Origin of the sequence: Bradyrhizobium sp. HKCCYLRH3061, from assembly GCF_051168015.1 — a bacterium.
Lineage (GTDB): Bacteria > Pseudomonadota > Alphaproteobacteria > Rhizobiales > Xanthobacteraceae > Bradyrhizobium.
Window position 1 is genome coordinate 229,221 of record NZ_JBNPUE010000006.1, and the last position, 22,281, is coordinate 251,501.

20 protein-coding genes are annotated in these 22,281 nt (G+C 67.5%); 12 read left to right on the forward strand and 8 right to left on the reverse strand.

Going from position 1 to position 22,281, the window contains the following annotated elements:
• Nucleotides 1-5 precede the first annotated feature (5 nt).
• Together ACQR2C_RS13450 and ACQR2C_RS13455 are read right to left on the reverse strand one after the other, a co-directional pair.
• On the reverse strand, nucleotides 6-650 hold the full coding sequence (locus tag ACQR2C_RS13450) for a Vgb family protein (RefSeq protein ID WP_434881318.1): 645 nt from the start codon (nucleotides 648-650) through the stop codon (nucleotides 6-8).
• Between the two features lie 32 nt (nucleotides 651-682).
• Entirely contained in the window at nucleotides 683-1,903 is a 1,221-nt protein-coding gene (locus ACQR2C_RS13455) for a helix-turn-helix domain-containing protein (RefSeq protein ID WP_315803418.1), read from the reverse strand.
• A gap of 86 nt (nucleotides 1,904-1,989) precedes the next feature.
• Between ACQR2C_RS13455 and ACQR2C_RS13460 the strand changes: the two genes are divergently transcribed.
• Nucleotides 1,990-2,751: a DUF899 domain-containing protein gene (locus ACQR2C_RS13460; protein WP_316237541.1), complete on the forward strand. Its 762-nt coding sequence runs from the start codon at nucleotides 1,990-1,992 to the stop codon at nucleotides 2,749-2,751.
• Between the two features lie 41 nt (nucleotides 2,752-2,792).
• Nucleotides 2,793-3,029, forward strand: coding sequence for a hypothetical protein (locus ACQR2C_RS13465; RefSeq protein ID WP_434881319.1), 237 nt, complete (start codon nucleotides 2,793-2,795; stop codon nucleotides 3,027-3,029).
• A gap of 316 nt (nucleotides 3,030-3,345) precedes the next feature.
• Here ACQR2C_RS13465 and ACQR2C_RS13470 read toward each other — a convergent pair whose 3' ends face one another.
• The 5 genes from ACQR2C_RS13470 to ACQR2C_RS13490 form a co-directional block, all read right to left on the reverse strand.
• A complete protein-coding gene (locus ACQR2C_RS13470) occupies nucleotides 3,346-4,131 on the reverse strand; it encodes an ABC transporter ATP-binding protein (protein WP_315803421.1) in 786 nt (261 codons plus the stop codon).
• Nucleotides 4,128-4,901 carry an ABC transporter permease gene (locus tag ACQR2C_RS13475; RefSeq protein ID WP_434845643.1) on the reverse strand — a complete coding sequence of 258 codons (774 nt, stop codon included), beginning with the start codon at nucleotides 4,899-4,901 and terminating at the stop codon, nucleotides 4,128-4,130. The genes ACQR2C_RS13470 and ACQR2C_RS13475 overlap by 4 nt, the downstream gene beginning before the upstream one ends.
• Nucleotides 4,902-5,157: 256 nt before the next feature.
• Nucleotides 5,158-6,102, reverse strand: coding sequence for an ABC transporter substrate-binding protein (locus ACQR2C_RS13480; protein ID WP_434881320.1), 945 nt, complete (start codon nucleotides 6,100-6,102; stop codon nucleotides 5,158-5,160).
• A gap of 127 nt (nucleotides 6,103-6,229) precedes the next feature.
• Nucleotides 6,230-6,967: a histidine utilization repressor gene (gene hutC / locus ACQR2C_RS13485; protein ID WP_315803423.1), complete on the reverse strand. Its 738-nt coding sequence runs from the start codon at nucleotides 6,965-6,967 to the stop codon at nucleotides 6,230-6,232.
• Nucleotides 6,964-8,322, reverse strand: a complete 1,359-nt coding sequence (locus ACQR2C_RS13490; RefSeq protein WP_434840064.1) for a formimidoylglutamate deiminase — start codon at nucleotides 8,320-8,322, stop codon at nucleotides 6,964-6,966. Before ACQR2C_RS13490 ends, hutC begins: the two co-directional genes overlap by 4 nt.
• Nucleotides 8,323-8,410: 88 nt before the next feature.
• Here ACQR2C_RS13490 and hutI point away from each other — a divergent pair, with 88 nt between their 5' ends.
• The 10 genes from hutI to ACQR2C_RS13540 all read left to right on the forward strand — a co-directional run bounded on the left by hutI (nucleotide 8,411) and on the right by ACQR2C_RS13540 (nucleotide 20,653).
• Nucleotides 8,411-9,625 carry an imidazolonepropionase gene (gene hutI, locus ACQR2C_RS13495; protein ID WP_316182455.1) on the forward strand — a complete coding sequence of 405 codons (1,215 nt, stop codon included), beginning with the start codon at nucleotides 8,411-8,413 and terminating at the stop codon, nucleotides 9,623-9,625.
• Nucleotides 9,622-11,169, forward strand: coding sequence for a histidine ammonia-lyase (gene hutH, locus ACQR2C_RS13500; RefSeq protein ID WP_434881321.1), 1,548 nt, complete (start codon nucleotides 9,622-9,624; stop codon nucleotides 11,167-11,169). Before hutI ends, hutH begins: the two co-directional genes overlap by 4 nt.
• Nucleotides 11,170-11,178: 9 nt before the next feature.
• A complete protein-coding gene (gene hutU / locus ACQR2C_RS13505) occupies nucleotides 11,179-12,849 on the forward strand; it encodes a urocanate hydratase (protein ID WP_434881322.1) in 1,671 nt (556 codons plus the stop codon).
• Between the two features lie 85 nt (nucleotides 12,850-12,934).
• Nucleotides 12,935-13,981, forward strand: a complete 1,047-nt coding sequence (bchI, locus tag ACQR2C_RS13510; RefSeq protein ID WP_434881323.1) for a magnesium chelatase ATPase subunit I — start codon at nucleotides 12,935-12,937, stop codon at nucleotides 13,979-13,981.
• Nucleotides 13,978-15,720 carry a magnesium chelatase subunit D gene (locus ACQR2C_RS13515; RefSeq protein ID WP_434881324.1) on the forward strand — a complete coding sequence of 581 codons (1,743 nt, stop codon included), beginning with the start codon at nucleotides 13,978-13,980 and terminating at the stop codon, nucleotides 15,718-15,720. The genes bchI and ACQR2C_RS13515 overlap by 4 nt, the downstream gene beginning before the upstream one ends.
• A 136-nt stretch (nucleotides 15,721-15,856) precedes the next feature.
• Nucleotides 15,857-16,825, forward strand: a complete 969-nt coding sequence (locus ACQR2C_RS13520) for an alpha/beta fold hydrolase (RefSeq protein WP_434881325.1) — start codon at nucleotides 15,857-15,859, stop codon at nucleotides 16,823-16,825.
• A 33-nt stretch (nucleotides 16,826-16,858) separates the two neighbouring features.
• The gene (gene bchO / locus ACQR2C_RS13525; RefSeq protein ID WP_434881326.1) at nucleotides 16,859-17,764 is read left to right on the forward strand and encodes an alpha/beta fold hydrolase BchO; all 906 of its coding nucleotides are present in this window, start codon (nucleotides 16,859-16,861) and stop codon (nucleotides 17,762-17,764) included.
• 52 nt (nucleotides 17,765-17,816) lie between these two features.
• Complete coding sequence (locus tag ACQR2C_RS13530; protein ID WP_434881327.1) at nucleotides 17,817-19,355, forward strand: phytoene desaturase; 1,539 nt, start codon at nucleotides 17,817-17,819, stop codon at nucleotides 19,353-19,355.
• On the forward strand, nucleotides 19,352-20,392 hold the full coding sequence (locus tag ACQR2C_RS13535) for a phytoene/squalene synthase family protein (RefSeq protein WP_316182469.1): 1,041 nt from the start codon (nucleotides 19,352-19,354) through the stop codon (nucleotides 20,390-20,392). The genes ACQR2C_RS13530 and ACQR2C_RS13535 overlap by 4 nt, the downstream gene beginning before the upstream one ends.
• A 117-nt stretch (nucleotides 20,393-20,509) precedes the next feature.
• Nucleotides 20,510-20,653, forward strand: coding sequence for a hypothetical protein (locus tag ACQR2C_RS13540; protein WP_315803434.1), 144 nt, complete (start codon nucleotides 20,510-20,512; stop codon nucleotides 20,651-20,653).
• 782 nt (nucleotides 20,654-21,435) lie between these two features.
• Here the strand turns inward: ACQR2C_RS13540 and ACQR2C_RS13545 are convergent.
• On the reverse strand, nucleotides 21,436-22,275 hold the full coding sequence (locus tag ACQR2C_RS13545) for a hydratase (RefSeq protein WP_434881328.1): 840 nt from the start codon (nucleotides 22,273-22,275) through the stop codon (nucleotides 21,436-21,438).
• Nucleotides 22,276-22,281 lie beyond the last annotated feature (6 nt).

Genomic DNA, 22,281 nt, shown 5'->3' on the forward strand with positions numbered 1-22,281 from the left:
GCGGCTCACCCTCGCGCCCGCTTCGGCCGCCTGATCGCGCGCACCTTGCCGCTGTCGCCGCCGCCGCAATACAGGGTCTCTTCGCCGTCGGATTCCATGCCGGAGACGCCGGTGCCGGCGGGCATGTCGAGCTGGTCGAGCACCTCGCCGGTGGCGGGATCGATGCGCCTGATGTCGCTGACGTCGTCCTCCCAGGTGCCGTGCCAGAGCTCGCCGTCGACCCAGGTCACGCCGGTGACGAAGCGCGTGCACGGAATGCTGCGCAGGATCTTTCCGGTCGCAGGGTCGATCTCGTGGATCTTGCGATCGCGATAGGCGCCGACCCAGAGCGATCCCTCCGCCCAGGCAAGCCCGGAGTCGCCGCCACCCGAGGGCGCCGGGATGGTCGCGAGCACGCGGCCGTCGTCGGGATCGACCTTGTGAATGCGATCTTCCGCGATCTGATAGAGATGCCGGCCGTCGAACGCCGTGCCGGCGTGAGAGGGGAGATCGATGGACGTCCGCACCGTGCCGTCGGCGGGATCGATCGCCTTGATGCTGCTGCCGGTCGCGATCCACACCTGCCGGCCGTCATAGCTGACGCCGTTGACGCGCTCGGCGCCGTCGAAGGGGCCGTACTCGCGAGTGATCTCCGCGGCTGCTCGTGTCATGTCTGCCATCCTCTGCTTCCGATGGACCCACGCTAGTCGAGCGACGACCACGCGGGGAGTAACAACGCCGTCGCGAATTCCGGCACGACCGGACAGGTCCAGCGTTGCGCGCGGCCGCGGCCGAACGACTGCACCTTCCCAGACGATGCGAGTTCGTCGAGGGCACGCTGCACCGTTCGCTGGCTTGCGCCCAGCGCCAGCGCGAGGCCGGAGCTCGACCAGGCCTCGCCATCGGCAAGGCAGGCGAGCACGGTGGCGTTGTCGTCCTCGATCGGCTGCGCCAGCACGACGACCTCGCGATCGTCACACGGCACCAGGGCGAAGCCGTCGCGCGTGGCATGGATCTCGGCGAGGCCTTGGAGCAACTGGCGCAGCCGTCCGATCTCGACGCGCAGGCGCGCGCGGTGCGACTCGTCGGCCTCCTTGCCGCGGAACGCATGCGCGATCAGCTCGGCCCGCGGCACGTCGTCGGGCGCTCCCTGGGCCAGTCGCCGGGCGAGTGCAAACAGCACCGGGCGCCGCGCCAGCGGCACGATCTGGCTCGCCTGGCGTACCGCCAGGCGGCAGGCATCGATGATCAGCCGGTCCGACCGCAACAGCCGCTCGACGTCGTCGAGCTGCAGCAGGCGTTCCTCGCCACGCCGGATCATCCGCGCCGCCGGTGCCGACAGCGCCGACGAGGCCCGCTCGATCTCTGCCCGGAGCTCGGGAATGCGGGCCTGCTGCGCCGACCGCGCGGCGCGTTCGAGCGCCGATCGCGCGGTCTTCGTTTGCAGCCGGCGCAAGGCCAGTCCGGCCACGATCAGTTCGTAGATCGTGCGGGCCGCCGGCAGCAGTGGCGAGGGATCGAGATCGGCGAGGCCACGCTCGGCGTCATCGAGGTGCCCGACCAGGACCATGCGCCTGATCTCGAGGCTGCGCGCATAGGCAGCGTTGGCGCGGTCGCCGTGCTGCTCCAGGGTCTCGCGCGCCGCCGCGAGCGACTTCGTCGGCCAGCCGAGGTCGCGCGCTGCAAGGGCGATCTCGGCCTCGGCGACGGCGCAGCGGGCGCGGGCCAGAACCGCCTTGGGACCGAAGCTTCGCGCGGCCTGCCGGAGCAGCGCCTTCGCGCGCCCGAAATCGCCAAGCCGCGCCATCGCGATGCCGCGCAGCGCCAGCGCCGGGGGATCATCGCGCAACGCGACCCGGTTCAATGCGCCGAGCGGATCGCCCGCGGCGAGCGCCTGCGCCGCCGCCGAGATCAGCGAGTCCATGCAAATCCCGCCATACTTGTCACTCCCGGTCGCTCTCCTGCCGATCCTAGTCTGAGCTGCGGTCAACACGCAAAAGGATGACGACCATGACCATGCATATCACCGGAACGCGCGAAGATTGGTTGAAGGCCCGGCTCGACCTGCTGCAAGCCGAGAAGGAACTCACCCGCCGCAGCGACGAGGTGGCGGAACGCCGCCAGGCCCTGCCATGGGTGCGCGTCGACAAGGCCTATCGCTTCGACACCGAGGACGGGCCGGCGACGCTGCCAGACCTATTCAAGGGCCGCTCGCAGCTGCTCGTCTATCACTTCATGTTCGGCCCCGACTTCCAGGCGGGCTGCCCGTCGTGCTCGATGATTGCCGACGGCTTCAACGGCTTCCAGGTCCATCTCGCCAATCACGACGTGATGCTGTGGGCGGTGTCGCGCGCACCATTGGCGAAACTGAAAGCCTACAAGGCGCGCATGGGCTGGAGCTTCCCCTGGGCGTCATCGGCGAGCAGCGACTTCAATTTCGACTTCAACGTCGCGATCACCGAGGAGCAGCAGCGCCAGGGCGGCAGCGAGTACAATTATCGCACCAGTCCCCCGCTCGGGGCGTCCGATGTGCCGGCGATGGTGGCGGAGATTGCCGCCGGCGCCGGGACCGACGGCGCGACCTTCATGCGCGACCGGCCGGGCATGAGCGCCTTCGTCCTCGAGGATGGTGTCGTCTATCACACCTATTCGAGCTATGCCCGCGGCCTCGACGGCCTCTGGGGCGCCTATCAATGGCTCGATCGCGCGCCCAAGGGGCGCAACGAGCAGGGCGTCTGGTGGCGGCGCCACGACGAATACGGCACACGCTAAGGAGCAGAGCCATGGCGTTCTTCCCGACCAGGATGCGCGTGATGCCCGACATCGCCAATGGTCTCCGCTACGCTGCGGCGCCGACCTTCGCGCTGATGGCGGTGCTGAACGCCATGGCCCGCGACGGCCGATCAGACGTGATCTGCTCGGCCATGCTGGCGGGTGCGCCGCTCGGCGACATGACCGTGATGTATCTCCTGATGAGCGCGTTCCATCTGGTGCCGTGGTTGAAGCGAATTGGAGGAAGACTCCATAGGAATCGATGCGATGTGAGCTGATCGTCGACGCAGCAGTGAGCTATGCAGCTAAGAGTGTCCTTGCGGAGAGAGACCCTCACCCAAGCGAGTGTATGGATGAGCCGGCGATGCCCTCTCCCACAAGGGGCGAGGGCACTGCATTGTGCAGTCTTGCCGCGGCCCCAATTGGAACGCGTCGCTCGAGATCGCTTCAAGCGCGGTGGCCACTACTGCGCCCTCCCCTTGTGGGAGAGGGCATGTACGACAGAGCGGCAAACGCGCTTGGGTGGGGGTCTGTCTCCGCGATCCCGCTCGCAGAGGCGGCGCTGAGCGAGGCCACTTAGCTGGCGGCCACTTCTCACGCCTCCGCCGCCACCTTCAGCGCTTCCGCGCGAATTTCTTCCACCAGCCGCTCCTTGAGCGCGACGAATTCCGGCGAGGTCTTGACCTTGTAGGAGCGCGGATGCGGCAGCTCGATCTTGATGTCGGCCTTGATGCGGCCGGGCCGCGCGCTCATCACCAGCACGCGGCTGCCAAGGAAGATCGCCTCCTCGATGTCGTGGGTCACGAACAGCACCGTCTTCTGGTCGCGCTCCCAGATGCCGAGCAGCATCTCCTGCATCAGCACGCGCGTCTGGTTGTCGAGCGCACCGAACGGCTCGTCGAGCAGCAGGATCTTCGGATCATTGGCGAGCGCGCGGGCGATCGCGCAGCGCTGCTGCATGCCGCCGGAGAGCTGCTTGGGCCAGTGGTTCTCAAAACCCTTGAGGCCGATCTGCTGGATGAAGCGGTCGGCGATCGCGTTGCGTTCACTCTCCGGCACGCCGCGTTCGCGCAGGCCAAAGGCGATGTTCTCGCGCACGGTGAGCCAGGGAAACAGCGTGTAGGACTGGAACACCATGCCGCGATCGGCGCCGGGCCCTGTCACTTCACGGCCATCGAGCAGCACCTTGCCGCTGGTCGGATGATCGAGCCCGGCGACGATGCGCAGCAAGGTCGACTTGCCGCAGCCGGAGGGCCCCAGGATCGTGACGAAGTCGTTGTTGCCGATCGTGAGTTCGACCGGCTCCAGCGCGCGCGTCGGCGCATGTCCCTGGCGGGCCGGGAAGATGCGCGTGACGTTGTCGATGACGAGCGTGGTCATGCCAGCTTCCACGGGAACAGCCAGGCGTTGAACGCCTTGAACAGGAAGTCCGAGATCAGCCCGATCAGGCCGATGACGATGATGCCGAAGATGATCTGCCCGGTGTTGAGCAGCGCCTGGCTGTCGGTGATCATGTGGCCGATGCCGGAGGACGAGCCGATCAGCTCGGCGACGATGACGTAGGTCCAGGCCCAGCCCAGCACGAGCCGCAGGATCTCGGCGATCTCAGGGGCCGCTGACGGCAGCAGCACCCGGCCGATGATGCCGCGATCGCTGGCACCGAGCGTATAGGCGGCTTCGACGAGATCGCGCCGCGTGTTGCCGACGGTCACCGTGATCATCAGGATGATCTGGAACACCGAGCCGATGAAGATGATCAGCAGCTTCTGCAGTTCGCCGATGCCGGCCCACAGGATCAGCAGCGGAATGAAGGCCGATGCCGGCAGATAGCGGGCGAACGAGACGAACGGCTCCAGGAACGCCTCGACCGGCTTGTAGGCGCCCATGAGCAGGCCCAGCGGAACGGCGATCACGGCCGCTAGCACGAAGCCGCCGACGACGCGCCAGACCGTCATGCCGATATCGTAGAGGAAGCCGAACTTGACCAGCAGATCCCAGCCCTCGTGCAGCATGCTCAGGGGATCGGCCAGGAAGGTCTTCGGCACGTAGCCGCCGAACGTCGCCAACGCCCACGCCGCGACGAACACGACGAAAAAGGCGAGGCCGAGCGCTGTTCTGGACCGGGCGCTGACGGGATCGAGAGGACGGATCACGGCTCGGGCTTTCGGGTTGGATGCGGCCCGCGAGGTGACGCGGGCTGCGGATGGTGACCTCGAATGAGTGGGTTCAGGGGGCGGTGCCAATGTTGCGCACGATGCATCAAGCTCGTCATTGCGAGGAGCGAAGCGACGAAGCAATCCAGAGTCTCACCCTGGGCCCTGGATTGCTTCCGCCTTCGCTCTACGAGCTTCGGCGGACACGTCGCTTCGCTCGCAATGACGAAGTCACCCAGATCGCGCTTCGAGTCTACTTGATGAAGCTCGCATCATAGAGATCCTCGATCTTCGGGATCTGCTTGATGATGCCGACCTCGAGCAGGAGCTCGGCCGCGTCCTGGTTGAAGGTCTTGAACTCGGTCTCGAAGAACTTCCGGCTCGCAGCCTTGTCCTGCCAGCGCAGATATTTGGCGGAATTGCCGAACTGCTCGCCGCTCTGCTTCACGTCCGCGCCCATGATCTCATAGGCCTTGGCCTGATCCTTGGCGATCAGGTCGAGCGCCTCGAAATAGCTGTCGGCGAGCGCCTTGGCGGCCTTCGGGTTCTCGGACAGGAATTTCGGCGTGCAGCCGAACGTGTCCATCACCATCGGATAGTCGAGCGTGGTGGCGATGATCTTGCCCTTGTCGGGGGCGGCGCGGACCGTCGAGAGATACGGCTCGTAGGTCATCGCGGCGTCGTTCTGGCCGGCGACGAAAGCCTGCGCGGCCGGGCCCGGCTCCATGTTGACGACGGTGACGTCCTTGATGCTCAGGCCGTTCTTCTTGAGCATCCAGGCCAGCCCGAAATAGGGCGAGGTGCCCGGCGCCGATGCTGCCACCGTCTTGCCCTTCAGGTCCTTGATCGAGGCGATGTCGTTGCGTACGGCCATGCCGTCGGCGCCGTAGCTCTTGTCGAGCTGGAAGATCTGCTTGGTGGCGACCCCGTTGGCGTTCCAGGAGATCCAGGTCTCGACCGTCGTCGCCGCGCACTGCACGTCGCCGGCGGCAATGGCGAGGTGGCGATCCTTCTGCGGGATCTTCTTGATGGTGACGTCGAGCCCGTTCTTCTTGAAGATGCCGGCCTCCTTCGCCAGCGTCAGCGGCGCGAAACCGGTCCAGCCGGAAATGCCGACGCCGACCTTGACGTCGTCGGCGTAGGCGGTCGTCGAGGCCAGGAGCGCGGCCGTTACTGCGAGAAGCCCTAGTCTGCGCATCGTCATCGTCCTTTGCTGTGAGAGGAAGCTTGTCGTGCGGCTCGCAGCCGTGATGGCTGCGATCTCCGCTTGTCTTTGCATGCGTGCTTGCAAATCCCGTGCTCAGATCGGGCGCGCATGAGCCGTCTCATTCGCTGCCCCTGAATCGTGCTACCAGGCGGTGCTGCTCGCCGGGATAGATCAGCCTGACAGCCGTGAGCGGCTGCCCCTTGCGCCAGGTGTGGCGCTCGATCACGAGGCAGGGTGCGCCGGTCGCGATGTCGAGACCTTCGGCAATTGTATCGTCGGCGACGATGGCGCTGATCGCGTGCTCAGCCTCGGTCCAGGGCACGTGATGCAGCAGCCATGAGCCTGGCGGATCGATCTTGAAGTCGGCCTTGGCCGCATCGGGCACCGCGTCGAGATCGATCAGGCGATCCTCGATTGCGAACGGGACGTTGTCGGCGCTGTGCCGGCAGCGGATCGCAATCACCTTGCACGGTTTCTTGACGCCGAGCCGCTCGCGATCGGCAGCATTGGCCGTGCGGCGGGTCGAGGAGATCAGCTGATAGCCGTAGGCGCGGCCGAGCGCGCCGATCTCGGCGCGGATGTCGGGGATCTTCAGCACCGCCGACAGGAATTGCGGACGCCGCACGAACGTGCCGGCGCGACGTCGTCGCTCGATCAGGTCGGCCTGGGCGAGCTCCGAGAGCGCCTTGTTCACGGTCATGCGCGAGCAGCCGTAGCGCGCCATGATCTCGTGCTCGAACGGGATACGATGTCCGGGCGGCCATTCGCCGGTGAGGATGCGGCGCTCGATGTCCTGGCGGATCGTCTTGTAGAGCGTGCCGGCGCCCGGCTTGACGCGATCCTCGGCGAGGCTCATGCGAGCAGCCTCCGCACCGCCGTGTTGAAGCCGCGCCGGGCGGCCTCGCGCGAGCGATGATGGCCGCCCTGGACGACCTTGGCGCCGCTCGCCCAGACACAGTCGATGGCGTCGTGCGATGTCGCGAAGATCCAGCCGTCGAGCAGCGCATCCTGCGTCCGCCCCGCGAGCGAAGGATGCGACAGATCGAGCGTGACGATATCGGCACGGCCTCCGACCTGGAGCCCGGCGTTGGATTGCGCCAGCGCCTGAGCGCCGCCGGCGAGAGCGGCATCAAACAGCGTTCGGCCCGTCGACGCATGCGGGCCCGACGTCAGCACGTTGCGCTCGCGATGCGTCAGCCGCTGACCGTATTCGAGCTGGCGCAACTCGTCGCTGACGCCGACCAGCACGTTCGAGTCAGTGCCCACGCCAATGCGCCCGTGCGCGCGCAGATAGTCGCGCGCCGGGAAGATGCCGTCGCCGAGGCTGGCTTCGGTGATCGGGCAAAGGCCGGCGGTCGCGCCGCTCCGCGCGAGCGCCGCCGTTTCGTCGGCCGTCATGTGCGTGGCGTGGATCAGGCACCAGCGCGCATCGACGGTGTGGTGATCGAGCAGCCATTGCACCGGACGCCGGCTCGACCAGGCGAGGCATTCCTCGACCTCTTTGACCTGCTCGGCGGCATGGATGTGGATCGGGCCGCCGTCCGCGAGCGGCAGCAGGGCCATCAACTCATCCGGTGCGACAGCGCGCAGGCTGTGCGGCGCGATGCCGAGATTGGCGCCACGAAGCGAGCTGATGGCCTTGCGCGAGGCCGTCAGCAGCGTGGCAAACTGATCGATATTGCAGATGAAGCGCCGCTGGCCGTCATGCGGCGCCGCGCCGCCGAAGCCGCCATGCGCATAGAAGCTCGGCAGCAGCGTCAGGCCGATTCCGGATGTCTGGGCAGCCGCGGCGATGCGCACCGCCATCTCGGCGATATCGGCGTAAGGCGTGCCGTCGCGATCGTGGTGCAGATAATGGAATTCGCCGACCCGCGTGAAGCCGCGCTCGAGCATCTCGACATAGAGCAGCGTCGCGACCGCCTCGACATCCTCGGGACGCATCGACAGCGCGAAGCGGTACATCGTCTCGCGCCACGTCCAGAACGTGTCGGTGGAATGTCCGCTGACCTCGGCAAGCCCGGCCATGCCGCGCTGGAACGCGTGGCTGTGCAGACTGGCGATGCCGGGGATCGCGACCTCGTGTTGCTCGTCTTCGGAGGTCGGAGGCACGCCCGCCGAGACCTGCGCGATCGCGCCGTTGCTGATGACGACCTGCACGTCCTCGGCCCAACCCGTGGGCAGAAGCGCGGATGCGAAGTGCAGTGACGCCATGTTTGATAAGCCCGCTGGACAGAACGGCGGAAGCGAGTTTATGTATAGACATATCGCCCGTCAAGCTTTCGTGAAGGTGGGAGGCAACATGGCCGAGCGTTTCGACCGGATCTGGCGCAATGCGCGGCTGGCAACGCTGCGCGAGAGCGCGGCTGGTCTTGGCGTGATCGAGCAGGGCGTGGTCGCTGCCCGCGACGGCCGCATCGTCTTTGCTGGTCCGCAATCGGATTTCCCGGCCGATGCCGACGCGCCCGAGCAGATCGACTGCGATGGCCGCTGGATCACGCCAGGCCTCGTCGACTGCCACACGCATCTTATTTATGGCGGCGACCGCGCCCATGAGTTCGAGCTAAGACTGGCCGGTGCGAGCTACGAGGAGATCGCGCGTGCGGGCGGTGGCATCGTGTCCACGGTGGCGGCGACGCGCGCCGCAACCGAAGAGAAGCTGATCGCCGGCGCGCTGCCGCGACTGGACGCGTTGCTCGCCGAAGGCGTCACCACGATCGAGATCAAGTCCGGCTACGGCCTGGAGACCGCGACCGAGCTGCGGCAATTGTCTGCAGCCCGCGCGCTCGGCGGCAGGCGGCCCGTCTCCGTGCGCACCAGCTTTCTCGGCGCTCATGCGCTGCCGGTCGAAGCGGATGGCGACAAGGATCGCTATATCGATCTCGTCTGCAACGAGATGCTGCCGGCAGTCGCCAAGTCCGGGCTCGCTGATGCCGTCGATGCCTTCATGGAGACCATCGCCTTCTCAGCGGCGCAGACGACGCGTGTCTTTGCCGCGGCCAAGATGCACGGCCTGCCGGTCAAGCTACATGCCGATCAGCTTTCCAATCTCGGCGGCGCGGCGCTTGCGGCCGAGTTCGGCGCGTTGTCGGCCGATCATCTCGAGCATACCGACGAGGCTGGCGCGGCCGCGATGGCCCGGAGCGGCACTGTCGCCGTGCTGCTGCCCGGCGCGTTCTATTTCATCCGCGAGACGCAGAAGCCGCCAGTCGATCTGTTCCGCAAGCACGGCGCGAAACTCGCGCTCGCGACCGACTGCAATCCCGGCTCGTCGCCGCTGACATCCTTGTTGCTGGCCATGAACATGGCGGCGACGCTGTTCCGGATGACCGTCGACGAATGCATCGCCGGCGTGACGCGCGAAGGCGCGCGTGCCTTGGGCGTATTGGGCGAGACCGGCACGCTCGAAGCCGGCAAGCGGTGCGATCTGGCGATATGGGACATCGGCCGTCCTGCTGAACTCGTCTATCGCATGGGCTTCAATCCCCTTCATCAGCGCGTCTGGAGAGGGCGATGAGCACGATCGTTGCGGCGCCCGGCCGCGTCAGTCTCGACGACCTCGCGCACGTCTACGCGGGCGGGCCGCTTGCGCTCGATCCATCCTATTGGCCGCGTGTTGACGCTGCCGCGGCCATCGTCGCCAAGGCGGCGCAGGGCGCCGAGCCGGTCTATGGTATCAACACCGGCTTCGGCAAACTCGCCTCGAAACGCATCCCGCCGGAGCAGACCGCACAGCTCCAGCGCAACCTGATCCTGTCGCATTGCTGTGGTGTCGGGCCCGCCACGCCAGAGCCGGTCGTGCGGCTGATGATAGCGCTTAAAATCATCTCGCTCGGCCGCGGCGCCTCTGGCGTGCGCCGCGAGATCATCGAGCAATTGCAGGCGATGCTGGCGCAGGGTGTGTGTCCGTTTGTGCCACAGCAGGGCTCGGTCGGTGCGTCAGGCGATCTCGCGCCGCTCGCGCATATGACGGCGGTCATGATCGGGGAAGGCCAGGCCTTTCTTGACGGCCGGCTGGTGCCCGGGCGCGAGGCGCTCGCGTGTGCCGGACTTGCGCCGCTCACGCTCGGACCGAAGGAAGGGCTCGCGCTCATCAACGGCACGCAGTTCTCGACGGCCTATGCGCTCGACGGCCTTTTCCGCGCGCATGATCTGCTCGACGCGGCGCTGGTGACGGGCGCGCTGTCGGTCGATGCCGCGATGGCCTCGACCGCGCCGTTTCGTCCCGAGATCCAGGCGCTGCGCGGCCATCCCGGTCAGATCGCGGCCGGCCGCGTTCTGACCGTGCTGCTCGACGGCAGCGATATCCGCTTATCGCATCTCGAAGGCGACGAGCGCGTGCAGGATCCGTATTGCCTGCGGTGCCAGCCGCAGGTCGCCGGCGCGGCGCTCGATCTGCTCACCCAGGCGGCGCGCACGCTCGTCACTGAAGCCAACGCCGTCACCGACAATCCGCTGGTGCTGGTCGAGACCGGCGAGATCATCTCGGGCGGTAATTTCCACGCCGAGCCGGTGGCGTTTGCCGCCGATCAGATCGCGCTGGCGCTGTCCGAGCTCGGCGCGATCAGCGAGCGGCGCATCGCGACGCTGGTCGACCCCGCGCTGAATTTCGGCCTGCCGCCGTTCCTGACGCCGGAGCCCGGACTCAATTCCGGTTTCATGATCGCGGAGGTGACGGCGGCAGCGCTATTTGCCGAGAACAAGCAGCGTGCGCTGCCCTGCTCGATCGACTCCACGCCGACCAGTGCCAATCAGGAAGATCACGTCTCGATGGCCGCGCACGCGGCGCGGCGGCTGCACGACATGGCAGACAATCTCGCTGCGATCGTCGGCATCGAGCTGCTCGTCGCCGCCCAAGGCATCGAGCTGCGAGCGCCGCACAGTACCAGCGCGGCGCTGTCTGCTGTCATTGCCGCGCTTCGCGCGCATGTGCCGGCGCTGGAGCACGACCGCTACATGGCCGACGATCTCGCCAAGGCCGCCGCGCTGGTCGCGGGCGGTGTGCTGGCCCGTGCGGTGAGCGATGCACTCGGGCGCGATCCGTTTCCCAAGCTTGGATGAGAGGGACCCATGAACCGACGTCTCGACAACGACCGGGTGATCCGCGCGCCCCATGGCAGCAACATCAGCGCCAAGAGCTGGCTCACCGAAGCGCCCCTGCGCATGCTGATGAACAATCTCGATCCCGATGTCGCCGAGAAGCCGAGCGAACTGATCGTCTATGGCGGCATCGGCCGCGCTGCGCGCGACTGGGACAGCTTCGATCGCATCGTCGCGTCCTTGCGCAAGCTGGAGGCGGACCAGACGCTGGTCGTGCAGTCGGGCAAGCCGGTCGGCATCTTTCGCACCCATCCCGATGCGCCGCGCGTGCTGATCGCCAACTCCAACATCGTGCCGCATTGGGCGACGCTCGATCACTTCAACGCGCTCGATAAAATGGGCCTGATGATGTACGGCCAGATGACGGCGGGGTCCTGGATCTACATCGGCAGCCAGGGCATCGTGCAGGGCACCTACGAGACCTTCGTCGAGGTCGGCCGACGCCACTACAATGGCGATCTCGCCGGCAAATGGATTCTGACCGCTGGCCTCGGGGGCATGGGCGGTGCGCAGCCATTGGCCGCGACGATGGCTGGCGCTTCGATGCTCGCGGTCGAATGCCAGCCGAGCCGCATCGAGATGCGGCTGCGCACCGGCTATCTCGATCGCCAGGCCGCCTCGCTCGACGAGGCCCTGGCGCTCATGGCCGAGGCTGCCAACACCAAGAAGGCGGTGTCCGTCGGCCTGCTTGGCAACGCCGCCGAGATCTTCCCGGAGCTCGTGCGCCGCGGCGTCCGCCCCGACATCGTCACGGATCAGACCAGCGCGCACGATCCGATCAACGGCTATCTGCCGAAGGGTTGGACGCTCGCCGAATGGGAGGCCAAGCGCGCGTCTGATCCCAAGGCGGTCGAGCAGGCGTCGAAGACGTCGATGGTCGGCCACGTCCAGGCCATGCTGGATTTTCACGCCATGGGCATTCCGACGCTCGACTATGGCAACAACATCCGCCAGATGGCGAAGGACATGGGCCTCGCCAATGCGTTCGATTTCCCCGGCTTCGTGCCAGCCTATATCCGTCCGCTGTTCTGCCGCGGCATCGGCCCGTTCCGCTGGGCGGCTTTGTCCGGCGATCCCGAGGACATCTACAAGACCGACGCCAAGGTGAAGGAGCTGCTGCTCGACAACAAGCATCTGCACAACTGGCTCGACATGGCGAGGCAGCGCATCAAGTTCCAGGGCCTGCCGGCGCGGATCTGCTGGGTCGGGCTCGGCGACCGCCATCGCCTCGGGCTTGCCTTCAACGAGATGGTGGCCCGCGGCGAATTGAAGGCGCCGATCGTGATCGGCCGGGACCATCTCGATTCCGGCTCGGTGGCGAGTCCGAACCGCGAGACTGAGGCGATGAAGGACGGCTCCGACGCCGTGTCGGATTGGCCGCTGCTCAACGCACTGCTCAATTGTGCGAGCGGCGCCACCTGGGTGTCGCTGCATCATGGCGGCGGCGTCGGCATCGGCTATTCGCAGCATGCCGGCATGGTGATCGTCGCCGACGGCACGGCCGACGCCGCGCGGCGGCTGGAGCGCGTGCTGTGGAACGATCCGGCCACCGGCGTGATGCGCCACGCCGATGCCGGCTATGAGGACGCGATCGCCTGCGCCGACGCCAATGGTCTCGATCTGCCGAGCCTCGCTCGTTGAAGCGCTGATGGGTTGAAGAGCGGCCCCTGATTGTGGTCTCATGCTGGCAACGCGGCGGGAACGCGTCGCGGCGCAGGGGACGCTCATGGGAATCGCCTTTCCGTTCTCGGCCATCGTCGGCCAGGACGAGATGAAGCTGGCGCTGATGATCGCTGCCGTCGATCCGAAGGTTGGCGGCGTGCTGGCCTTTGGCGATCGCGGCGCCGGAAAATCCACCGCGGTGCGCGCGCTCGCCGCGCTCTTGCCGCCGATGAGCGCCGTGATCGGCTGTCCCTATCAATGCGATCCGGCCGACGTCGCCGCGCAATGCGCCGCGTGCCGCGCGCGCTCCAAGCCGAGCGGCAAGGCGAAAAAGCCGGCGGCGTTGAAGGCGCATCAGGTGCCGGTTCCGGTCATCGACCTGCCGCTCGGAGCCACCGAGGACCGCGTCGTCGGCGCGCTCGATCTGGAGCGTGCGCTGGCTCATGGCGAGAAATCGTTCGAGCCGGGGTTGCTTGCGCGCGCCAACAGAGGCTTTCTCTATATCGACGAGGTCAATCTGCTGGAGGATCATCTCGTCGATCTTCTGCTCGACGTCGCCGCCTCCGGCGAGAACGTCGTCGAGCGCGATGGCCTCAGCATCCGCCATCCGGCGCGCGTGGTGCTGGTCGGGACCGGTAATCCGGAGGAGGGCGAGCTGCGGCCGCAACTGCTCGATCGCTTCGGTCTCTCGGTCGAGGTCAAGACGCCCGCTGACCTGCCGACGCGCATCGAGGTGATCAAGCGGCGTGACGCGTTCGAGACAAATCCCACGGCGTTCGTCGGGCATTGGGAGAAGGAGGAGGCCAAGCAGCGCAAGCGCATCCTGGCCGCGCGCGAGCACATCGGCTCGGTGAAAGTCGCCGATCGCGAGCTGGAGCAGGCGGCGCGGCTGTGCATGGCGCTCGGCACCGATGGCCTGCGCGGCGAGCTCACCTTGATGCGTGCGGCGCGCGCCGCGGCGGCGCTGGACGGCGTTAAGGCGGTCGATGACGGCCATCTCAAGACGGTGGCGCCGATGGCGCTGCGGCACCGTCTCAGGCGCAATCCGCTCGACGATTCCGGCTCGTCGGTGCGGGTCGAGCGCGCGCTCGCCGAGCTGTTTGCAACGTGAGCGACGGCGCTACGATCTGGGCCGATGCGATGATCGCGGCCGCGCTGGTGGCGATCGATCCGGCGGCCGCGTCGGTGCTGTTGCGTGCGGGCGCGGGACCGGTGCGCGATCAGTGGCTCGATCTGTTGCACGACTTGATGCCGTCGTCGACGCCTTTGCGCAAGCTGCCGCCGTCGATCTCCGACGATCGCCTGCTTGGCGGCATCGATCTTGCCGCGACCTTGCAGGCGGGGCGGCCGGTGCTGCAACGTGGGCTGCTCGCCGATGCCGATGGCGGCGGGCTGATCGCCGTGATGGCCGAGCGCATGTCGCAGTCGACGGTCGCACATCTCTGTGTTGCCCTCGACACCGGGGCTATCAGCATCGAGCGCGATGGCATGTCGCTGCGCGCGCCGGCTCGGCTCGGACTGATTGCGCTCGACGAGGGCATCGGTGATGAGCGCGTGTCGCCTGCCTTGGCCGACCGCCTGGCCTGCCATCTCGATCTCAGCAAAGTTGCGCGCGTCGATCTCGGCGAGAGCCTGTTCGACTCGTCCGACATCGCAGCAGCGCGTGCGCTGCTGCCGCAGGTCCGTTTGCCGGACGAGGCGATCGCGGCGCTGACGACGACGGCCTGTGCGCTCGGCATCGACTCGCTGCGCGCGCCGTTGCTCGCCTGTCGCGTCGCGCGCATCGCAGCGGCGCTTGATGGCAAGGTCGAAGTCGCAGACTCGCACGTCGCCTGCGCCGCGCGGCTGGTGCTGGCGCCGCGCGCCACCCGGCTGCCTGCAGCGGATGACGAGACCGAGAACAGCGAGGCGCCGGAGCCCGAGAATGAGTCGGCCGAGAGTGAGGACGACGACCGCAGCGAGAACGGTCCGCTCGAGGATCGCGTGCTCGAAGCGGCGCAGGCGGCCATTCCACTCGACCTGCTGAAGCGGCTGCAGGAGGAACGCGCGACCCGCGTCCGCAGCAGCAGCGTCAGCAAGCAGGGCACCGCTCAGAAGGCGCCGAAGCGCGGCCGTCCGATCGGCGCGCGTCGTGGCGAATGGCGCGCCGGCGCGCGGCTCAACGTGCTCGAGACCTTGCGCGCGGCAGTGCCGTGGCAGCCGCTGCGGCGGCGGACGCAACGTTCCGGCAAAAGCGGCCGGCTGATCGTGCACAAGGACGACATTCGCATCACCCGCTTCAAGCAGCGCTCGGGCACCACGACGATCTTCGTCGTCGATGCCTCCGGCTCGTCGGCCTTGCAGCGCCTTGCCGAAGTCAAGGGCGCGGTCGAGCTGCTGCTCGCCGAATGCTACATCCGCCGCGACGAGGTCGCGCTGATCGCGTTTCGCGGCAAGGGCGCCGAGCTCCTGCTGCCGCCGACGCGCTCGCTGACGCGCGCCAAGCGCAGTCTCGCGGCGCTGCCCGGCGGCGGCGGCACGCCGCTGTCCGCGGCGATCTTCGCCGCGACCGAGCTCGCGCTCGCCGTGAAGGCCAAGGGCCAGGCGCCGACCATCGTGCTGATGACCGACGGCCGGGCCAATGTCGCGCGCGATGGCGGCGGCCGCAGCGAGGCCGAGGCGGAGGCGCTGGTCGCTGCGAAGCAGCTCGCGCTGACCGGCATTCCGGTCGTGCTGGTCGATTCCTCGCCTCGCCCGCAGGACAAGGCCGCGCAGCTCGCCGGTGCGATGCAAGCGCGTTACGTCGCGCTGCCTCATGCCGATGCCGCACGGTTGTCGCAGGCCGTCATGGCGCAAGCCGGCCGCGGCTGACGGCGCTGGAACCCGCGGCGTCAAGCGGCGTTCCAACGGTGACTGACAAGACGTTCGGTCATCGCTATGCTCGTCCCGGTCGGTCGGCAGTGGTGGACTCTGCTATCCGCAGGAAAAAGCCAGACAGGAGCACGCCATGCAGGTCGCTTCGACCACACAGAGTGATCATGCCTCTGCTCCGGGCGTGGTCACGATGCCCCCGCCGTTGTCCGCGCCGCGCTTCGAACTTACGGATGCGCGCGTCGGACGCATCACCTGCTATGGCGATGGCCCGGCGGCGCCGAGCGATCGACGGCCGCTGTTGCTCATTCACAGCGTCAACGCCGCGGCGACGGCCTACGAGATGAAGCCGCTGTTCGAGCACTACCGCCAGACGCGTCCCGTCTATGCGCTCGATCTGCCGGGCTTCGGCCTGTCCGACCGTGCCGATCGCATCTACACACCGCGCATCATGACCGACGCGATCCTGCTCGCGGCGAACGAGATTCGCCGCCGTCATGGCGACGCCGCGATCGACGCCATCGCGCTGTCGCTCGGCTGCGAGTTCGCCGCGCGCGCCGGCACGGAGGCGCCGAACCTGTTTCGCACCTTGGCGCTGCTCAGCCCGACCGGCTTCGATCGCCGCGCCGAGGCCGCGGCCAAGACGGCTGGCAACAAGGACACGACCCGCGCCATGCCATGGGTGCGCAACATCCTCAACGTCCCCCTGTGGAAGCACGGATTCTTCACCCTGCTGACCTCGCGCGCCAGCATTCGTTTTTTCCTGCAGAAGACCTTTGGTCGCAAGGACATCGACGAGGGCCTTTTGGAATACGACTACATCACCACGCACCAGCCCGGCGCCGAGAACGCGCCGTATTCGTTCGTCTCCGGCTATCTGTTCAGCACCAATGCCGTGAAGCTCTACCAGGCACTGGCGATGCCGGTCTGGATGGTGCATGGCGTGCGCGGCGATTTCGTCGACTATCACGGCAAGCACGCCGTCGAGGCTCTGCCCAACTGGCGGATCGAGGTGATGCAGACCGGGGCGATGCCGCATTTCGAACAGCTTGATAAAGTCGTCGCCAGCTACGATGATTTCCTGACGCGCGCGGCCGATCGTTGACGGTGCCGGCGGCGTCCAACCGCGTGGGCCGGCATGAGCGACAAGCCGAACTGGAGCGTCGACGGCAGCGACTGGCCCAACCGGGCGGCCAGCCGCTTCGTCGAGGCCGCGGGCCTGCGCTGGCACGTTCAGATCATGGGCGAGGGGCCAGTCGCGCTGCTCGCCCACGGCACCGGAGCCGCGACCCATTCCTGGCGCGATCTCGCGCCGCTGCTCGCCAGGCACTTCACCGTCGTCGCGCCGGATCTCTCCGGCCACGGCTTCACCTCCACGCCGCATTGGCGGCGGCTGTCGCTCGACGGCATGTCGCGCGATCTCGCTGGCCTCTGCGAGAAGCTTGCGATCGCGCCTGAAATCGCGATCGGCCATTCCGCGGGCGCGGCGATCCTGACCCGCATGACGCTCGATGGCCTGATCACGCCGAAGCTGATCGTCAGCCTCAACGGCGCCTTTCTGCCGTTCGGCGGCGCGGCCGCGCAGTTCCTGTCGCCGCTCGCCAAGATGATGGCGCTCAATCCGCTGGTGCCGCGGCTGTTCGCCTGGCGGGGCCGCGATCCGGCGGCGGTGCATCGGCTGCTGAAGGGGACCGGCTCGACGATCGACGCGACAGGCGAGCGGCTGTATCGGCGGCTGGTCGGCAGCCCCGGCCATGTCGGCGCCGCGCTCGAGATGATGGCGAACTGGGACCTGCATCCGCTTGGGCGCGAGCTGCCGCGGTTGAAGACCGCGCTGCTTCTGGTCGCGGCCGCGCATGACCGTGCCATTCCGCCAGACGTCGCGCGTCGCGTCCAGCAATCGGTGCCTCAGGCGCAGCTCGAACTCATTGATGGCCTTGGTCATTTGGCCCATGAGGAGCAGCCGGCGAGGATTGCGGGCCTGATCGTCAATGCCGCCGAGCGCGCCGGCGTGCTCGCGGTGCAGCAGGAAATGTCAAACTAGATTGACATTTTTTGGCTAGCGAAAACGTCAGTTTCAATTTACGCTTTCGCCCATGCTCGACGTCTCCACCATCAAGGCCGCTGTCCCGGCTGCGCTCGGAGACCGGCCGCATGCGGTGGTGATCGGCTCCGGCTTCGGCGGCCTCGCCGCAGCGGTCCGGCTCGGTGCGCGCGGCTATCGCGTCACCGTCTACGAGCAGCTCGACGCGCCCGGCGGCCGCGCCTACGTGCATCGCCAGGACGGCTTCACCTTCGATGCCGGCCCGACCATCGTCACCGCGCCGTTCCTGTTCGAGGAGCTATGGCAGCTGTGCGGTCGGAGGATGTCCGACGACGTCACGCTCAAGCCGATCTCGCCGTTCTATCGCATCCGGTTCGACGACGGCACCGTGTTCGACTGCTCGGGCGACCCGGCCGAGATGCGCGCCGAGGTGGCGCGGCTGTCGCCCGGCGACGTCGACGGCTACGAGCGCTTCATGAAGGCGAGCGAGGCGATCTTCAGAAAGGGCTTCGAGGAGCTTGGCGACGTGCCGTTCCTGTCGTTCACGGACATGGCCAAGATCGCGCCGGCGATGATCAAGCTGCAGAGCTTTCGCTCGGTCTATGGCCTCGTCTCGCACTATGTCCGCGACGAGCGGCTGCGCATCATCCTCAGCTTCCATCCGCTGCTGATCGGCGGCAACCCGTTTACGACCACGTCGATCTACTGCCTGATCGCCTATCTCGAGCGGCGCTGGGGCGTGCACTTTGCGATGGGGGGCACCGGCGCGCTCGTCGAGGGACTCGTCGACCTGATCGAGGGGCAGGGCGGTGCGGTGCGCTGTTCGACCCCCGTCGCGGAGATCACGACCAGGAACGGCGCCGCCACCGGCGTGCGACTCGCCTCCGGCGAGACGATCGCGGCCGACGTCGTCGTTTCCAATGGCTGCGCGGCCTGGACCTACAAGCATCTGCTGCCGAGCATGCGGCGCCGGCGCTGGACCGATGCGCGCATCGACCGTGCGCGCTATTCGATGAGCCTGTTCGTCTGGTATTTCGGCACGAAGCGCCGCTACGACGACGTTCAGCATCACACCATCCTGCTCGGCCCGCGCTATCGCGAGCTGCTCGACGACATCTTCCGCCGCAAGGTCCTGGCGGATGATTTCAGCCTCTATCTGCACCGGCCGACCGCAACCGATCCGTCGCTGGCGCCCGACGGCTGCGATGCCTTCTACGTGCTGTCGCCGGTGCCGCATCAGGAGAGCGGCATCGACTGGTCGGCGACGGCCGAGCCGTTCCGCAAGCGGATCGAGACCGCGCTGAGCGACACGCTGCTGCCGGACCTTGCCGGCGAGATCGTCACGTCGCGGCTGCTGACGCCGGATGATTTCGAGCATCGCCTGTCGTCCTATCGCGGCGCGGCGTTCGGGCTCGAGCCGGTGCTGATGCAGAGCGCCTGGTTCCGGCCGCACAACAAGAGCGAAGAGGTCGAGCGGCTCTATCTGGTCGGCGCGGGCACCCATCCCGGCGCCGGCCTGCCGGGCGTGCTGTCCTCGGCGCGTGTGCTCGATGATCTCGTGCCCGCGCCGCATGAGCTGGAGCGGCGATGAGCTGGCAAACGGACATTGCGATCTGTCGGCGGATGTTGCGGGGCGGATCGAAGACGTTCTTTGCCGCCTCGAAAGTGCTGCCCCGCGCGGTGGGCGATCCCGCCGTCGCGCTCTACGCGTTCTGCCGCGAGGCCGATGATGCGATCGACGGGCCCGGCCGCCGCGTCGACGCCGTCGAGCTGCTGCACGAACGGCTCGACCGGATCTATGATGGCACGCCGGACGACAGTCCCGTCGATCGCGCGCTGGCCGGCGTCGTGGCGCATTTCACGATTCCGCGCGCGCTGCCGGAGGCGCTGCTCGAAGGTCTCGCCTGGGACGCCCAGGGCCGCCGCTATGAGACCTTGAGCGACGTGCTCGCCTATGCCGTGCGCGTCGCCGGCACGGTCGGCGTGATGATGTCGCTCTTGATGAACCGGCGTGAGGCCGGGACGATCGGACGCGCCTGCGACCTCGGCATCGCCATGCAGCTCACCAACATTGCCCGCGATGTCGGCGAGGACACGCGCGCTGGCCGGCTCTATCTGCCGCGGCAATGGCTGCGCGAGGCGGGCCTCGATATCGAGACCTGGCGTGCCGCGCCGTTCTTCGACGACCGCATCGGCCGGGTCACCGCGCGACTGCTCGCAGTCGCCGACGTGTTCTATGCGCGCGCTTCCGCAGGCATCGCCGATCTGCCGTGGAGTTGCCGGCCCGGCATCCATGCGGCGCGGCTGATCTATGCCGAGATCGGCCGCGAGGTCGCACGTGCCGAATTCGATTCGCTGTCGCGGCGCGCATTCGTCTCGATGCCGCGCAAGCTGCAGCTTCTCGGCAAGGCCGCGGTGATGTCGCTGCTGCAGGAGCAGCCGTCGCTGGCGCCGCCGCGGCCGGAGGCGCGCATTTTGATCGAGGCGGTCGTCGCGGCGGATGCGCAGCGCCCGCACGCGATCGCGCCGCCGCGCCGGACTGTTCACGATCGCGCGCTGTGGGTGCTCGACCTGTTCGAGCGCCTGGAGCGACGCGATCAGTTGTTGCGCTCGGGGCGGTCGTCGTAGCGAGGCGAGGTCGTCGGCATGACGGTAAGGCGGCCGGCGCGGATTGCAGCGCTCGGAAAGTCGCGCGTGAGACGCTCAGATGCGGAAGGCCAAGGTCAGACCCGCGAGTGACGCGCCATGAGCGAGATGGGGGGCCTGCTCGAATTCGTCGTCGTCGCGATGTGCATCGCCGGCTGGCTCGTGCTCGAATGGCAGGGCCGCCGCCTCGACCGCCAGCGCGCCGAGCGCGAGGCCAGGGAGCGCGAAGCGGAGAAGCGGTAGGGTGGGGGGAGGCGGATTCACGTCTCAAACAGCGATCGACATAGCTTCGCGTTCTCGCGGCAGATGTTGCCCGAGCTTTGCGATCAGGTCGTCCCTCGCGAGAGTGCAGAGGGCGCAGGGAATGCCGGGTGAAGGCCCCACCCATGGCCCGCCTGCAGAAAAAATGCAGGCGGCAGGTACCACAGGCAAAGCCGGTTCAACCGGCATTCCCTGCGCGACGGTCTTCACGCTTATACGCAGTCTCCCTGGTGCGCCGGGCTTGTTGGCCACCATCACCACGCGGCACATCAGCGCCATCGCGGCTTGATACCAGCGTCGGGGTATCAGGACGCTGCGATTTCACGTCCGCAAGCTGCCGTTCGTCCGCGCATCCGAAGACACGCTGCGGCAAAATCGCGGCCATCGCATCCCCACCTCGCGTGTCGTGACGATCGCGCGCTACGCCCCTCTGCAGTGAGGCGGGATGCGCGGAGATAATCATGATTCACGAAAAATCGCAAGAGATTTATTTTTATCGGAAGTCGGCGCCATGTTCTCAGTCGTCGTCCCGGCGAACGCCGGGACCCATACCCCCAGGGAGCGGTTTGAGGCAGGCTGGCTATTGGCATTTTGCCCATCATTAAGGCCGCGGCGTATGGATCCCGGATCGGCGCTGTGACGCGCTGGGGCGCGTCACAGCTTGTCCGGGACGACACCTGTTGGTTTGTCGCGAAAGCACACGCCCTGGGGCGAAGCGTTTGCGTTCTTATCGGCCTCTTGATCAACCTCGTCCTCTCCAGCCCTCACCACCGCGGCATCCGGAACGGCAGCATGGCCTGCACGATCGGCATCTGGAAGCGGTCGAGCGACAGGCTCTCATGCATCACCGCGACATCCTCGCCGTGCAGACGGGCGGCGAGATGGGAGCGCGCGTAGAACGGGGCGTCCTCCAGCGTGCTCACGACGCGCACCGGTGCGTCGGCGTCGGCGCGGGCGCTGCGGTCGACGCGCCACAGCGTCTTGCGCAAAGGCGCCTCCGTGAGCGGCGTGATCGATTCCAGACGGCCCGCGGGGTCGACGTGCAGCGCGAGCGACGTATTGGCGCCGTCGCGCGCGACCGTGTCATAGGAGATCACGGTGCCGGTGCGCGTCGCCGCGCGCGACCATTGCCAGCTCTGGAAGTCGCGCTCCAGCGGCGCGTCGCCATGGTTGATGTCGAAATAGCCGTCGCCGCGCCAGTGCAGATCCGGATGATCGAAATCGACCGACACGCGGCAGCATGGCGCGATCGGCTGCCAGCGGTGGCGTCCCTCGGCATCGAGCGTGAACGCGATCTCGTTCAGCGCCGTCGGCACGACGCGGACGCGACCGCGCAGCGGCAGCGGCCAGGGCACGCTGACCTCGCTGATCTCGATGGTGAGCTCGCGGCCGTTCCAGGCGAGGCTGCTCGGACCGAGCCCGAGGCTCGCAGGCTCGCGCGTGATTGCGCCGCGTCCGCGCTCGGTCATGGCCCAGCGCCGCGCGCGCGCGCCATAGAGCGCAACGTTGAGCGCACAGTGATTTTCGGGATCAGCCGCTCCCCGCCGCCGCACCCACGCGTAGTACGGCGAGAACACGCTGCCGACGAAGGCGATGAGCGTCATGCCGAA

Coding starts and splice junctions, on each gene's coding strand:
- hutC (WP_315803423.1), bottom strand. CDS start 6,967: ATGAGCCTCGCCGAGGATCGCGTCAAGCCGGGCGCCGGCACGCTCTAC.
- bchI (WP_434881323.1), top strand. CDS start 12,935: ATGGGAATCGCCTTTCCGTTCTCGGCCATCGTCGGCCAGGACGAGATG.
- ACQR2C_RS13545 (WP_434881328.1), bottom strand. CDS start 22,275: ATGACGCTCATCGCCTTCGTCGGCAGCGTGTTCTCGCCGTACTACGCG.
- hutI (WP_316182455.1), top strand. CDS start 8,411: ATGGCCGAGCGTTTCGACCGGATCTGGCGCAATGCGCGGCTGGCAACG.
- ACQR2C_RS13480 (WP_434881320.1), bottom strand. CDS start 6,102: ATGCGCAGACTAGGGCTTCTCGCAGTAACGGCCGCGCTCCTGGCCTCG.
- ACQR2C_RS13530 (WP_434881327.1), top strand. CDS start 17,817: ATGCTCGACGTCTCCACCATCAAGGCCGCTGTCCCGGCTGCGCTCGGA.
- bchO (WP_434881326.1), top strand. CDS start 16,859: ATGAGCGACAAGCCGAACTGGAGCGTCGACGGCAGCGACTGGCCCAAC.
- ACQR2C_RS13455 (WP_315803418.1), bottom strand. CDS start 1,903: ATGGACTCGCTGATCTCGGCGGCGGCGCAGGCGCTCGCCGCGGGCGAT.
- ACQR2C_RS13465 (WP_434881319.1), top strand. CDS start 2,793: ATGCCCGACATCGCCAATGGTCTCCGCTACGCTGCGGCGCCGACCTTC.
- ACQR2C_RS13450 (WP_434881318.1), bottom strand. CDS start 650: ATGACACGAGCAGCCGCGGAGATCACTCGCGAGTACGGCCCCTTCGAC.
- ACQR2C_RS13520 (WP_434881325.1), top strand. CDS start 15,857: ATGCAGGTCGCTTCGACCACACAGAGTGATCATGCCTCTGCTCCGGGC.
- ACQR2C_RS13540 (WP_315803434.1), top strand. CDS start 20,510: ATGAGCGAGATGGGGGGCCTGCTCGAATTCGTCGTCGTCGCGATGTGC.
- ACQR2C_RS13460 (WP_316237541.1), top strand. CDS start 1,990: ATGACCATGCATATCACCGGAACGCGCGAAGATTGGTTGAAGGCCCGG.
- ACQR2C_RS13470 (WP_315803421.1), bottom strand. CDS start 4,131: ATGACCACGCTCGTCATCGACAACGTCACGCGCATCTTCCCGGCCCGC.
- hutH (WP_434881321.1), top strand. CDS start 9,622: ATGAGCACGATCGTTGCGGCGCCCGGCCGCGTCAGTCTCGACGACCTC.
- hutU (WP_434881322.1), top strand. CDS start 11,179: ATGAACCGACGTCTCGACAACGACCGGGTGATCCGCGCGCCCCATGGC.
- ACQR2C_RS13535 (WP_316182469.1), top strand. CDS start 19,352: ATGAGCTGGCAAACGGACATTGCGATCTGTCGGCGGATGTTGCGGGGC.
- ACQR2C_RS13490 (WP_434840064.1), bottom strand. CDS start 8,322: ATGGCGTCACTGCACTTCGCATCCGCGCTTCTGCCCACGGGTTGGGCC.